Below are 13,019 nucleotides of genomic sequence, written 5' to 3'. Positions count from 1 at the left end.
TCTCTCAGCTGTGGGTCAGTGCTTGCGCACCGGGTGAACGATCACCGGCACCTGTACATGGGAGAGCACCTCAGTTGCGGTGGAGCCGAGGAAAACCCGCTCGATGGGGCCGGGCGGGGTCGAGCCGAGGCAGAGCAGGTCGCCCTTCTTCCACTTCAGGGCATCCACCGCCCCGGCCCAGCCGGAGCCGGAGCCGATATCGGTTTCCACGCTCAGCTCGGGCCAGTGGTCCATCACCGCGTCCCGGGAGCGGTCCAGCATGGCGAGGGAATGTTCCCGCCACTCCACCGTCAGATGGGTGCTCAGGTCCAGCTGATCGCTGGCGGTGCTGGAGGTCAGCCCGCCGGGGGAGAAGGCCAGGATCCGCAGTGGGATATCCCAGCGGGAGGCCAGGTCTGCGGCGAAGAAGAGACTGCTGTTCTCCTCCGGGTTCTCACCCAGGTGGGCAAAATTGATGCGGGTGACGCCCCGTTTGGAGAGCTTGGGGGAGCGCGGTACCAGACCCAGCAGCTGCGGCGAGGAGTGCAGCAGCGTATCTGCGGTGGAGCCAGCCAGGAAACGTCCCTTGGGGGCGGTGGAGCTGGAACCCAGGAGCATCAGGTCGGCATTGAAGTCATTGGCGGCCTGGGTCAGTAACACCGCCTCGGAGGGGCCGTCAGAGAAGACGGAGATCTGCTCATCCCAGCATTCCTCGGGCAGGCCCACGGACTTCAGGGCCTTGCGGACCTTGGTTTCACAGGCCGCGGCCTCCCGCTCGATCCACTTGCGGTACTTGCCACCGAGCTTGCCCAAGGAAGTTGCGGGCCAGGGGCGCAGGAAGGTGGTTGCGACCCGGACCTGGATCTGGGTGGTTCGACCCAGCCAGGCGGCGAACTCGAGGCTTTCGGAGCCGCGCCCATCTGGGCGCCAAGCGACGAGGACACGCAGCGTGTCATTGGGGTCCTGAGAGTACGTTTCGATGTTCGGCATTCCTGGCGGAGTTCAGATCAGAGGTGCAAGAAGGTCGGGGTTCAGGTGATTCAACCCCAATTATGGCCTCTTAGTTCGTTTTCTCCGAATTTGCGACCGTGCCATAGGTCTCAGCGAGGGTATTGATGAGCTCGGAGAGGTCATCAGCCTTCGCCAGGTGCTTGTCGTCGAGGGTGCTCAACATCTCGGCGAGATACTTGGTGCGTTCCTCACCGACCCGCTTCAGTTCGGTGGCACCGAGGTCGGTGAGGGTGACCAGGACACCACGACGGTCGGTGGTGTCACGGATGCGGTCAACCATGCCGCGCTGCTCCAGCTGGTGCAGCGCATTGGAGGCGGTGGGCATGCGGATGCCCTCCATCTTCGCCAGGTGGCTGATGCGGGAGGCACCGTTTTCCTGCAGTCGGGTCATGAGGGAGAGCTGCGGGCCGGTCAACGAAGATTGCTCTGAAAGTCGGAAGTACATGACGTAGAGCTTCGTGAGCGCGGGGCGGATCCGACGTGCGACTTCCTCGGGGGTGGGAGAATTCATGCATCTCAGCCTAGCCTGCATGGGGGGTAAAACTGTTATGTCCGCCTAAGTATGTGGTAGGCAACCCACTCACTTTCAAAGCTTGTCCCAGCACACATTCAGCGCCCCCCAAAAGGGTGAAACCAGTGCTCACAGCCTTTTCGGGTGACGCTGAAAATGGGGTCACCAGGCCTGGAAACCAGGTTTTCTAGTCCTCTGCCCCGATGATGAAGGCCTCCAGCTCCGTGCGTGCCTGGTCGTCGCCGAGCTGAACCGGCGGGGATTTCATCAGGTAGGCGCTGGCCGGCAGGATGGGCCCACCCAGGCCACGGTCCAGGGCGATCTTGGCGGCCCGGACGGCGTCGATGATGATGCCGGCGGAGTTGGGTGAATCCCACACCTCGAGCTTGTACTCCAGGTTCAGCGGCACCTCACCGAAAGCGGTGCCCTCCAGGCGGACATAGGCCCACTTGCGGTCATCGAGCCAGGCGACGTAATCGGAGGGGCCGATGTGGACATTGCGGTCCTCGACCTTGCCGGCCAGGGGACCATCCTTCAGGTTGGAGGTGACGGCCTGGGTCTTGGAGATCTTCTTGGACTCCAGGCGGTCCCGGTCGAGCATGTTCTTGAAGTCCATGTTGCCGCCCACGTTCAGCTGCATGGTGCGGTCCAGGCGGACCCCCCGATCCTCGAAGAGCTTGGCCATCACACGGTGGGTGATGGTCGCACCGACCTGGGACTTGATGTCATCACCGACGATGGGGACACCGGCCGCGCGGAACTTCTCGGCCCACTCTGGGTCGGAGGCGATGAAGACGGGCAGGGCGTTGACGAAGGCGACACCGGCGTCGATGGCGGCCTGGGCGTAGAACTTATCGGCCTGCTCGGAACCGACCGGCAGGTAGGAGACCAGGACGTCGACCTTGGCGTCCTTCAGTACCTGCACCACGTCGACCGGATCAGCCTCGGACTCGGTGACGGCTTCTCGGTAGTGGGTGCCCAGGCCGTCGAGGGTCGGGCCCCGCTGGACGGTGACCCCGGTGGTGGGGACATCGGCGATCTTGATGGTGCAGTTCTCGGAGGCCTCCAGGGCGACGGCCAGGTCCTGGCCCACCTTCGCGGCATCCACATCGAAAGCGGCGACGAACTCAACGTCACTGACGTGGTAGTCACCGAACTGGACGTGCATCAGACCCGGGACCTTCTCTCCGGGGGGAGTGTTCCGGTAGAACTCGACTCCCTGCACCAGCGAGGTGGCGCAGTTACCCACACCGGCAATGGCGACCCGGATCTTTGTTTCACTCACGGTCTCTTGACTCCTTCAATGTTTATTGTGTGGGGATGCCCGCATCAGGGCGGCACCCTCATTGCCCTCACCATAGGTTCACCAGCTTGCGGGACAGGCCCAGGCGCCGGACGTGATCGATCAAGTAGCAGGGTTGATCGATCAAGCAGGGAGGAAACCCGCTTGGCGACGCCCCCCTGCCCCCGGCTCCCGAAGCCGGGTCCGGGGGTGCCTGGGGTGCGTTAGACTGTGCGGGTGGTCGTTTATCGCAATGAGATCAGTCACCAGTGGGAGAAACGTAACCTGCTGGCACGCTGGCGTGCGGGGGCGGTCACCCGGGACACGGTCTGCGACGCAGATTTTCTCCTGGTCACCGCGGCGCGCTATCACGGCACCCCAGCCACCGGGTCCTGTCCCGTCTGTGAGTCCGATCAGCTCCGAGAGGTGCTGTGGATCCACGGAGACGGACTCGGTCGGATGTCCGGAACTGCCCGAAGTGCGGCGGAGATCGAAGAGATCGTATCCACCGGGCGGGAATTGCGGGTGCACACCGTTGAGGTTTGCCCCGTATGCCGCTGGAATCACCTGCTGCGAGAGGTCAGCGCCTCCGCCACCTGAGAGATATCCGTGCAGCTTCAGCACAGTTTCCAGGTGTTTTCAGGTTTCCACGAAGCACTGACACACAGTAGTGTGCTCCTCAGTTAGCAACATCGATGATTGGGACTGAAGTTGGCAGAAAAGAACACAGACGCGACTGCGGGGCGGAAAACCACCGAACCCGCTAAGCGCAGTCGGGCTGCGAAAAAGAAACAGCGGAACCCCTGGGTGGGGCGCACGCTGATCGGTGCTGTCCTCCTGGCGATCCTCCTCCCGCTAGGCGCCTTCCTGGCGGCCTACGTCATGGTGGATGTGCCGGAACCAGAGGAACTCCCCACCCCCCAGGTCTCCCAGATCATGGCCTCCGACTCGAGCACCGAGCTGGCCCGGATCGTGCCTCCGGAGGGTAACCGCCGACAGGTGTCCGTCGAAGAAATCCCGGACTACGTCAAGAACGCCGTGCTGGCCGCCGAGGACCGTGAGTTCTACACCAACCCCGGATTCTCCATCACCGGTTTCACCCGCGCGGTGATCGGCCAGATCACCGGTGATGCCTCCGCGGGCGGTGGCTCCACCATCACCCAGCAGTACGTCAAGAAGACCCTGGTCGGTGATGAGCACTCCTATGTCCGCAAGGCCCGCGAGCTGGTCTACTCCGTCAAGATGACCAATGAATGGTCCAAGGACGAAATCCTCGGTGCCTACCTCAACACCGTCTACTTCGGCCGTAACGCCTATGGTGTGGAAGCTGCCGCCCAGGCCTACTTCAACAAGCCGGTCACTGAGCTGGGCCCCGATGAGGCAGCCGTGTTGGCCGCCTCCATCCAGCTGCCCAGCCAGCTGGAACCCTGGACCAACCCGGAGGCCGCGCAGGCCCGCTGGAGCTACGTCCTCGACGGCATGGTCGAGATCGGCACCCTCGGTGCCGAGGAACGTGCTGCCCTGGATTATCCGGAGACCCGCGACCCGGCCACCGTCTCCGCGTACACCGAAGCCACCGGCCCCAACGGCCTGATCAAGAACCAGGTCATGACGGAGCTGGCGAGCGTGGGCATCACTGAGGATGAGGTCAACACCCGGGGTCTGATCGTGACCACCACCATCGACCCGGAGGTCCAGGCGGCCACCGTCGAAGCGGTCAACGCCAACATGGAGGGCCAGAACGACAACCTGCGCACCGCCGCCGTGAGCATGGAACCCGACACCGGCGCGGTCCGCGGCTACTACGGTGGCGAGGACGCCACCGGCTGGGACTACGCCAACGCCGGCCTGCAGACCGGATCCACCTTCAAGATCTTCGGCCTGGCCGCCGCTCTCCAGCAGGGCATCCCGCTGTCCACCCTCTACGACTCCGGCCCGGTCACCATCCCCGGTGGTATCACCATCTCCAATGTCGGCGGCGGCTCCTGTGGCTACTGCTCCATCGGCGAGGCCCTGAAGTTCTCCCACAACACCAGCTTCATCCGCCTGCAGCAGGACCTGGAGAATGAAACCCAGGACACCGCCGACATGGCACACGCCCTGGGCATGGCCACCTCCCTGCCCGGCATCCCGGAGACCCTGACCGAAAACGGTGACCTCCCCTATGAGGGCATCATCCTCGGCCAGTACCAGTCCCGCCCCCTCGACATGAGCATCGCGCTGGCCACCCTCGCTAACGAAGGGGTCTGGCACCAGCCGCACTTCGTCGAGCGTGTGGAAACCGGCAGCGGCGAAGTGCTCTACGAATTCCAGGGTCAGGAAGGCGAACGCCGTGTCTCCGAGGCGGTGGCCAACAACCTCATGTACGCCATGCAGCCCATCGCCGACTACTCCGGTGGTGCCCTGGACGGGGGCCGTATCTCCGCCTCCAAGACTGGCACCACCCAGCTCGGCGACACCGGTTACAACCGCGACGCCTGGATGGTCGGCACCACCCCGCAGCTGGCCACCTCCGTGTGGGTCGGCACCGAGGACAACACCCCGATCTTCACCCCCTGGGGCGGAAACATGTACGGCGCGGGCCTGCCCACCGACATCTGGAAGGACATCCTCGATGACTCCCTGGTCGATGAGCCCATCGAGTACTTCCCGGACCCCGAGCCCATCAACTGGGGCAACGGCCTCAGCGTCAGCAATGGCAACGCCTACGTCCCGCCGCCGGTGATCTACAACCCGGCCCCGGTCGCACCGGTTGCTCCGGCCCCCGCCCCCAGCGAGAGCGAGGAAGTGGCCCCGGCGCCCGAGGAATCCCTGGCACCGGCACCGGCTCCGGCACCGGCCCCCGCACCCCCTGAAACCGGTGGTGGCAACCCCGCACCGGAAGACGATGGTGGCGGTGGGGATGAAGGTGGCATCGAAATTGCCCCCGGTCTGGTGATCCCCGAGATAGAAATCCCGGCACTACCCTGATGAACATCAAGCGGTCCCTCCCTCGGAGGGGCCGCTTTTTGCCTGCTCAGGGGCAGGGCACGGGGCGTCGCAAAGCACAGGGGGCGAGAGCTACCCCATGGCCGCGCCGGGAACTCAGCGGCTGGCCTACGGTAGGAAAGGATATTTTCGCTCACCGAATCTCGGTGGCCCCCCTGGAACAGCACCTCCGGTGGGGGAGGAAAACAAGCACAAGGAGAGTCCCCCACGTGAGAAGAGCTCAGCGATGACAAGCAGCCCACCAAGCGCCCCGGACATCGGACACCCCGAACAACGGGTCTCACCAGCCCACAGTGAAAGCATCAGCCGGGGCTTCATCACCTTCCTCGGTGGCCCCCTCGGACACCATGCCCGTATCGGCCGTCAGGCCTGGTGGACCCCCTTGCGCACCCTGATCCTGACCTCCCTGGTGTTCCTCTCCTTCGGCTACCTGGCCAAGGCGAACTGCACCCTCGGCAGCCGCGGGGAAGATGGGATGGTCGGACTGGACTGGTCCGGAAATCGGCAGTACGCCTCCTTCTGCTACAACGACATCGTCCCCCTCTACGGTGCCCGCGGACTCGACGAAGGAGGTTTCCCCTACGCCTACTCCTGGCAGGAGGGAGACCTCACCCGCTACATGGAATACCCCGTCCTCGGCGGACTCTTCCAGGGACTCATGGGCTTCCTGACCCGGGTGTTCTACCCGGTGATCGACCTGCTCCCCGGACACAGTATCCCCGAATCCGGTTTCTACTTCGCCCTCACCGCAGCCTTCATGTCCCTGATGTGGGTCATCACCATCCGCATGATGGCCGAACTCGCCGGCAACCGGATCTGGGATGTCGTACTCGTCGCCGCCTCCCCCCTGGTGATCATGCACGCCTTCACCAACTGGGACATCCCCTCCATCATGGCGGTCGCCGGTGCCGTGCTCGCGGTCAAACGCGGCCATCCCCTCTGGGCCGGCATACTCATCGGCCTGGGCACCGCCTTCAAACTCTGGCCCCTCTACATCCTCGGCGCCTACCTCGTGCTGACCGTACGCAACCGCACCTGGGGCCCCTTCCTCAAGATGCTGGGCGCCGCCATCATCAGCTGGCTCCTGGTCAACATCCCCGTGATGCTCGCCTACCCGGCCGCCTGGAATGAATTCCTCCGACTCAACCGGGAACGCAGCTGGGAATGGACCACCATCTACGCGGTCATCTCCCGCACCACCGGATGGCCCGGTTTCGACAGCGGTGGTGGGGAACCCACCATCCTCAACACCCTCACCCTGCTGCTCTTCATCGGCGCCTGCCTCGCCATCGCCATCTTCGGCATCAGCGTCCAACGCCGCCCCCGCGTCGCGGAGCTCATCTTCCTCATCGTCGCAGCCTTCCTGCTGGTGAATAAGGTGTGGAGCCCCCAGTACTCCCTCTGGCTCGTTATTCCCGCCGTACTCGCGCTGCCCCGCTGGCGACTCCTGCTCACCTGGATGATCGTCGACGCCCTCGTCTGGCCCGTCCTCATGCTCCACATGATGGGCACCGACAACAAGGGACTGCCCGGCGGGATGCTCGACCTGGTCATCCTGACCCGCGACGGACTCATCATCACCATGATGGTCCTCGTTGTGCTCCAGATGCTCGGCCGCATCGAAGACAAGGTGTCCCAGTCCCACCACGGACTGGACCCCCTCGCCGGAGCCTTCGGGCAGGTCGATCGATTCCGTCTCGGCGGCATGGGCAAGAATGAAGAGGAAGCAACAGGTGGAGCATCGCGACCTGATCCGCAGAACCCGGAAACCCTGAACGCCCCCGAAAAGATCGAAGGTGGGGCCGGCTCAGAAACCCCGGATGCCTCGGATGCCTCGGGAAATATCGGCGCGCCGGGCAGCCGGACCTCGGAATGGAACCTCAAGGAATAAGGAACGTGAGCAGTTGTCTGACATCTGGATGATCATCACCATGGCCAGTGTGTTTATCGGCTTCCTCTGCACCGGCGGAGCTTTCGCGGCATTCATGTACAAGAAGTCGAAGGTGCTGATCACCGCACTGCTGATCATCGCACTGCTTCTGGTGACCGTGGTGCCGGTGACCATTGCCGTGACCGTCGCCACCTCACCCGGATAGGCCAGCTGAGCCTCGAGGAAATCCCCGGGAGTCCCCCTTGTAAGCAGGGGGCTGCCGGGTTTTTTGTTGCCGGACCCCAGGGGAGGCGGGGCGGAGACCTCAGGAAATCTCAGGGAAAAGCTTCTCTGACAGGTGCTGCTTCTCGGCTATGTCCACAGAAGGAAACATGAGAGTTCATTCAGAATCGGCCCGAAGCCCTTAATCTCCCCGCGCTTCCTCCCTAAGCTGGGAAATATAAGAAAAAGGCCAGTTCAGTGCCCTGTTGAGATGAAAGGAAGAACCATGAACCGAAGTGGCATCCGAGGCACCATCATTGCCCTCAGCGGAGTTGCAGCGCTCTTTCTCACCGGTTGCGCCGGTTCGGAGGGACCCAACCCCGGCACCAGCACCGTAGCGATCAGCACCCCGGTTGAGACGGTCGAGGAGCAACCCACCCAGGCGCCAGCGGAGAGCGTCGCTGAGAACACCCCACCCCGTGAGGATGATGGTGGGGAGGAGGCGGCCCGGGGAAACTCGGCCCCCTGCGAGGTCAGCGGTTACAGCGGCGAGGGGGATCGGGAGCGTCGTGAAGAGGGTTTCAGTGAGCAGCAGGTCAGCGATGCGGTGGCACAGGGTTGCGCCACCGCGGAGTGGGAGGACGACGACTACTGGGAGATCGATCTCGACTGGATTGAGGTGGACATCCGCCCGGATGGCACCGTCATCGAAGTGGATGACTGATTTCGCACCCTGCAACCCCCTGTCGGCAGCGCTCCTTAGATGAGCCTGCTGAATCCCCGTTGATTCCCACCGGCGGGGATTAACGTTTTGGGGGCGTATTGCGGTACCTTGGAGGGGTTGCTTGACGCAACGACCCTCCTGCCATGCCCAACCGGGGTGTGGCCGAACCAAAATACTAGACCATAGGAGGTGATGAGGTCCGTGCGTCAATACGAAATCATGATCATTCTGGATCCAAGCCAGGATGAACGCACCGTTACCCCGTCCCTGGACAAGTTTCTTGAGGTTGTCCGTAAGGACAATGGCAAGGTTGTGAAGGTTGATGTGTGGGGCAAGCGTCGTCTTGCATACCCGATCAACAAGAACGAAGAAGGCGTCTACGCGGTCGTCGATCTCGAGTGCGAGTCGGCAACTGTGCTGGAGCTCGATCGTCTGCTGAACCTGAACGAGAGCATTCTGCGTACCAAGGTTCTGCGCGTCGACAAGTAAGAGTGGATACTGGTGGGTGGATTTTAAAAACACCCACTCGTAGGCACCCCTGATGGGATGAATTGCGCCCCGATGGGGGCGCATATTGGCCCATCCAGGATCATTGTCACCGAGAAGGCACAGCAGGAAGGCATCAAGCATGGCTCAGGGAGAAACAAACATCACTGTGGTTGGCAACATCGTTGCTGACCCAGAGCTCCGCTTCACCCCCTCGGGTGCGGCGGTGGCGAACTTCCGTATCGCTTCCACTCCTCGTCAGTTCAATCGACAGACGAACCAGTGGGAAGATCAGGAAGCTCTTTTTCTGACCTGCAATGTCTGGCGTCAGGCCGCGGAGAATGTCGCTGAATCCCTTTCCAAGGGTATGCGCGTCATCGTGACCGGTCGCCTCCGTCAGCGCTCCTATGAAACCCGTGAGGGCGAGAAGCGCACCGTGATGGAGGTCGAGGTCGACGAAGTTGGCCCGTCCCTGACTTTCGCTACCGCACAGGTCACGCGTACCCCGCGTGGCGGCGGCAGCCAGGGCGGCTTTGGTGGAAACCAAGGCGGCCAGGGTGGCCAGGGTGGTTTCGGCGGCAACCAGGGCAATCAGGGCGGTTTTGGTGGGAACCAGAGCAGCCAGGGTGGTTTTGGGGGCGCTCAGCCCGCTCAGCCCAGCCAGGGCGGTTTTGGTGGGAACCAGAGCAGCCAGGGTGGCTTCGGTGGTGGGAACCAGTCCAATCAATCGGCTCCCGCTCCTGACAATGATCCGTGGAACTCCGCACCGCCTGCCGGCGGTTTCGGTGGTGCCGACGATGAACCTCCGTTCTGATCGACAAGAAATACACATCAACTGAATTCACACTTCCCCGGCCGGAATCAGGCTCAAGCCACTGGGCGGGGAAAGAACAATGAAAGGCAGGGATCATGAAGCTGATCCTCACCGCCGCCATTGACAAGCTCGGTGTCCCCGGTGACATCGTAGAGGTCAAGGACGGCTACGGACGCAACTACCTGCTTCCCCGCGGCCTGGCCATCGTTGCCACCCGTGGTGCTCAGAAGCAGATCGAGGGCATTAAGCGTGCCCAGGAGGCTCGTGCAGTGCGCGACCTCGACCACGCCCGCGAGATTCGCGAGCAGCTGGAAGCACTGGAGAACGTTTCCGTCGCAGTGCGTACCTCTGACAAGGGCAAGCTCTTCGGCTCCGTCAAGTCCGGTGATATCGCTGACGCTGTCAAGGCAGCTGGCGGCCCGGTTCTGGACAAGCGCAACATCGAGGTTCCGAAGAACCTGATCAAGTCGACCGGTTCTTACCAGGTCAAGGTCCAGCTGCAGGATGACATCGCAGCCAAGGTGAACTTTAAGGTCGTCGCCGCGTAATTTAACGCGTCAGACGGCGGCTAGTTTCTAGCCCAACGACAACAGCACCCGAAGACCCCGCATCGGTGGGAAGCCCCGCTTCCTCCGGTGTCCGGGGTCTTCGGACATTTCCACCCCCCTTGGGTGGCACTCATGTCACCCCCAAGGGGGGCTCCTTGTGATGCCCCGGATCAGCCCCATCGTGAGAGTCCTTGCTCACCCTGTGGATAACTGTGGATAAATGTGGGTTGTTTCCCTCGATTTAATCTGTCGTTGTACCGCTTTTAGCTGCACCAATGTCACTAGCTACCTAATTTCGCTCTGTCAAACCTGCTGGTGACAGCGTTTATTCACTATTTCCGCTTAGTTGTCCACAGCTCGGAAAGGGCGGTGACCAGCATGAATGGGTCTTTGTCCGCAGCGTTATCCAAGAGTTATCCACAGGTTATCCACAACTCTCCACCGAAATCGTTGATTCTTTCACCGCTTCTCCCCAAGTTATCCACAGCCCCTGTGGACAGGGACTTATTTTTGAGACGATTCAGACGCTGGAATCTTCTCCTCGGGGACTGTATACAGTGGCCCCGGCCCAACATTTCCGGATCCCGGTGGGCCCCCGGCGAGTTGCAACTCACTACCATAAAGCGGAGAGCCTGACCTAAGCCCGCACTTTCCGCTAGAACGGACATATGACCGTGTCGAATCAGCTGCCGCAATCAGTGAAGAAAGCTCATAAGAGCACTCCCTTGGAGGACTATGCCCTCCTCTCGGATCTGCACACCGGACCACTGGTATCCCGTGAGGGGTCCATCGACTGGCTCTGCCTGCCCAGATTCGACTCCGATGCCATCTTCACCGCCATCCTGGGCACCCCGGATGATGGCCGCTGGAAGATGTCGATCGTGGACGGCAAGGTGATGTCCCGGCAGTACCGGGGCAACACCTTCATCCTGGAAACCCTCTGGGAAGGGCCCCGGGGTACCGCGCGGGTCACCGACTTCATGCCGCCGGGCGATAAGCAGGCGAACCTGATCCGCTATGTGGAGTGTCTCAGTGGTGAGGTTGAGATTGAGCATGACATGCGGGTGCGTTTCAGTTACGCCCGGGTGGAACCCTGGTTCCGTCCCACCGAGGTTCCTGGTTCAGAGGAAATGGGTCTGCTCTGTACCGCCGGCCCGGATGGTGTGTTGATCAGTGGCCCCCTGCTGCATCAGAGCAAGGAAAGGCGGGAGGAGGAGGGCGATGTGCTGGAACCTTCCGGTGCTCCGGCTTCCCGTCTGACGGGGCGTTTCCGGATCAGGGAGGGACAGTCGCGGTCCTGGAACCTGACCTGGTTCCGCCCGTGGCGGGAGCTACCCGTCCCAGCGGAACCGGTGGCCGCGCTGTGGAAGGCGGAGAGCTTCTGGGAGGAATGGTTGAGTCGGCTGGACACGGAGACGGTGAACCGTAAGCATGTGGTGCGTTCCCTGCTGGTGCTCAGGGCACTGACGCACCGCGAGACCGGTGGCATCGCAGCCGCTGCGACGGCTTCCCTGCCCGAGGATTTCGGTGGGGTCCGCAACTGGGACTACCGCTTCACCTGGTTGCGGGATGCTTCCCTGACGGTTGAGGTCATGGTCTCCCATGGCCTGATCAAGGGTGCCGCCGACTGGCGGGACTGGTTGCTGCGTGCGGTGGCCGGCGACCCGGAGCGCCTGCAGATCATGTACGGGCTCGGTGGGGAGCGTCAGCTGCCGGAGCAGGAGCTGGATCACCTGGCAGGTTATGAGAACTCCCGTCCGGTGCGCATCGGCAATGGTGCCGCGGACCAGTATCAGGCGGATGTCGTGGGCGAGGTGATGCTGGCGTTGGCCAGGATCCGTGATGCCGGCTACCCGGAGACCCCCTACTCCTGGAACCTGCAGACTGCCCTGCTGGACTACAACATCTCCAATTTTGACCGCAAGGATCACGGCATCTGGGAGATGCGGGGAGAACTCCACTACTTCACCCATGGCCGGGTGATGATGTGGGCGGCCTTCAATGAGGGCATCCGAGCAGTGGAGGAGTATGGCTTCGAGGGGGATGTGGAAACCTGGATCCACTACCGGGACAAGCTCCGCGAGGAGATTCTGACCCGGGGGTTCAGTGCGGAGCTCAACTCCTTCACCCAGACCTATGAGGGTACCGAGGTGGATGCCTCCCTGCTGCAGCTGCCGCATACCGGCTTCATCGCCCCGGATGATCCCAAGATGCTGGGCACGGTGGCCAAGGTCGAACAGGACCTGGTGGATGAGCACGGCCTGGTCTACCGCTACCGCACCGAAGCCGGGCTGGACGGCCTGGCGGGTGATGAGTACCCCTTCCTGATCTGCGCTTTCTGGCTGGTGGAGCAGTACGCTGTCTCCGGCCGCCTGGAGGAGGCGAAAGAGGACATGAAACGCCTCTGCGGCTACGCCAATGATGTGGGGCTGCTGGCAGAGGAATATGACCCGAAGACCCAGCGGCTGGCGGGGAACTTCCCCCAGGCTTTCTCCCACCTGGCGCTCATTCGCGCAGCGGATGCCATCAACCGGATGGAGAAGGAGTCAAACGAGTAGCTCTCACCCTGTGGATAACCCCGCTT

Annotated in this window: 12 protein-coding genes; 9 read left to right on the top strand and 3 right to left on the bottom strand. The window is 62.5% G+C overall.

Annotation, left to right across the window (positions count from 1 at the left end):
* Nucleotides 1-15: 15 nt before the first annotated feature.
* The 3 genes from COCCU_RS13535 to COCCU_RS13525 form a co-directional block, all read right to left on the bottom strand.
* A complete protein-coding gene (locus COCCU_RS13535) occupies nucleotides 16-969 on the bottom strand; it encodes a universal stress protein (RefSeq protein ID WP_156232272.1) in 954 nt (317 codons plus the stop codon).
* Between the two features lie 70 nt (nucleotides 970-1,039).
* Entirely contained in the window at nucleotides 1,040-1,501 is a 462-nt protein-coding gene (locus tag COCCU_RS13530; protein WP_156232270.1) for a MarR family winged helix-turn-helix transcriptional regulator, read from the bottom strand.
* 187 nt (nucleotides 1,502-1,688) lie between these two features.
* Nucleotides 1,689-2,786: an inositol-3-phosphate synthase gene (locus COCCU_RS13525; RefSeq protein ID WP_156232268.1), complete on the bottom strand. Its 1,098-nt coding sequence runs from the start codon at nucleotides 2,784-2,786 to the stop codon at nucleotides 1,689-1,691.
* A 234-nt stretch (nucleotides 2,787-3,020) separates the two neighbouring features.
* Here COCCU_RS13525 and COCCU_RS13520 point away from each other — a divergent pair, with 234 nt between their 5' ends.
* The 9 genes from COCCU_RS13520 (at nucleotide 3,021) to COCCU_RS13480 (ending at nucleotide 12,993) form a co-directional block, all read left to right on the top strand.
* Nucleotides 3,021-3,383: a DUF5318 family protein gene (locus tag COCCU_RS13520; protein ID WP_156232266.1), complete on the top strand. Its 363-nt coding sequence runs from the start codon at nucleotides 3,021-3,023 to the stop codon at nucleotides 3,381-3,383.
* A 111-nt stretch (nucleotides 3,384-3,494) separates the two neighbouring features.
* Nucleotides 3,495-5,753: a transglycosylase domain-containing protein gene (locus tag COCCU_RS13515; RefSeq protein ID WP_407924144.1), complete on the top strand. Its 2,259-nt coding sequence runs from the start codon at nucleotides 3,495-3,497 to the stop codon at nucleotides 5,751-5,753.
* A 244-nt stretch (nucleotides 5,754-5,997) separates the two neighbouring features.
* A complete protein-coding gene (locus COCCU_RS13510; protein WP_156232264.1) occupies nucleotides 5,998-7,662 on the top strand; it encodes a glycosyltransferase family 87 protein in 1,665 nt (554 codons plus the stop codon).
* A 13-nt stretch (nucleotides 7,663-7,675) separates the two neighbouring features.
* Nucleotides 7,676-7,867 carry a hypothetical protein gene (locus tag COCCU_RS13505; protein ID WP_156232262.1) on the top strand — a complete coding sequence of 64 codons (192 nt, stop codon included), beginning with the start codon at nucleotides 7,676-7,678 and terminating at the stop codon, nucleotides 7,865-7,867.
* A gap of 282 nt (nucleotides 7,868-8,149) precedes the next feature.
* A complete protein-coding gene (locus COCCU_RS13500) occupies nucleotides 8,150-8,587 on the top strand; it encodes a hypothetical protein (RefSeq protein WP_156232260.1) in 438 nt (145 codons plus the stop codon).
* A 201-nt stretch (nucleotides 8,588-8,788) separates the two neighbouring features.
* Nucleotides 8,789-9,076: a 30S ribosomal protein S6 gene (rpsF, locus tag COCCU_RS13495; RefSeq protein WP_156232258.1), complete on the top strand. Its 288-nt coding sequence runs from the start codon at nucleotides 8,789-8,791 to the stop codon at nucleotides 9,074-9,076.
* 139 nt (nucleotides 9,077-9,215) lie between these two features.
* Complete coding sequence (locus COCCU_RS13490; protein ID WP_156232256.1) at nucleotides 9,216-9,887, top strand: single-stranded DNA-binding protein; 672 nt, start codon at nucleotides 9,216-9,218, stop codon at nucleotides 9,885-9,887.
* A 95-nt stretch (nucleotides 9,888-9,982) separates the two neighbouring features.
* The gene (gene rplI, locus COCCU_RS13485) at nucleotides 9,983-10,435 is read left to right on the top strand and encodes a 50S ribosomal protein L9 (protein WP_156232254.1); all 453 of its coding nucleotides are present in this window, start codon (nucleotides 9,983-9,985) and stop codon (nucleotides 10,433-10,435) included.
* Nucleotides 10,436-11,103: 668 nt separating this feature from the next.
* On the top strand, nucleotides 11,104-12,993 hold the full coding sequence (locus tag COCCU_RS13480) for a glycoside hydrolase family 15 protein (protein WP_156232252.1): 1,890 nt from the start codon (nucleotides 11,104-11,106) through the stop codon (nucleotides 12,991-12,993).
* The last annotated feature ends 26 nt before the right edge of the window (nucleotides 12,994-13,019 follow it).

Source organism: Corynebacterium occultum, from assembly GCF_009734425.1.
Lineage (GTDB): Bacteria > Actinomycetota > Actinomycetes > Mycobacteriales > Mycobacteriaceae > Corynebacterium > Corynebacterium occultum.
The sequence above is the reverse complement of the archived record's forward strand: the minus strand, read 5'-3'. Positions and strand labels throughout refer to the sequence as shown.

Bases quoted from the DNA above. Each gene is read 5' to 3' on its own strand.
- COCCU_RS13535 (WP_156232272.1), bottom strand. From the start codon at position 969: ATGCCGAACATCGAAACGTACTCTCAGGACCCCAATGACACGCTGCGT.
- COCCU_RS13530 (WP_156232270.1), bottom strand. From the start codon at position 1,501: ATGAATTCTCCCACCCCCGAGGAAGTCGCACGTCGGATCCGCCCCGCG.
- COCCU_RS13510 (WP_156232264.1), top strand. From the start codon at position 5,998: ATGACAAGCAGCCCACCAAGCGCCCCGGACATCGGACACCCCGAACAA.
- COCCU_RS13500 (WP_156232260.1), top strand. From the start codon at position 8,150: ATGAACCGAAGTGGCATCCGAGGCACCATCATTGCCCTCAGCGGAGTT.
- COCCU_RS13490 (WP_156232256.1), top strand. From the start codon at position 9,216: ATGGCTCAGGGAGAAACAAACATCACTGTGGTTGGCAACATCGTTGCT.
- rplI (WP_156232254.1), top strand. From the start codon at position 9,983: ATGAAGCTGATCCTCACCGCCGCCATTGACAAGCTCGGTGTCCCCGGT.
- COCCU_RS13480 (WP_156232252.1), top strand. From the start codon at position 11,104: ATGACCGTGTCGAATCAGCTGCCGCAATCAGTGAAGAAAGCTCATAAG.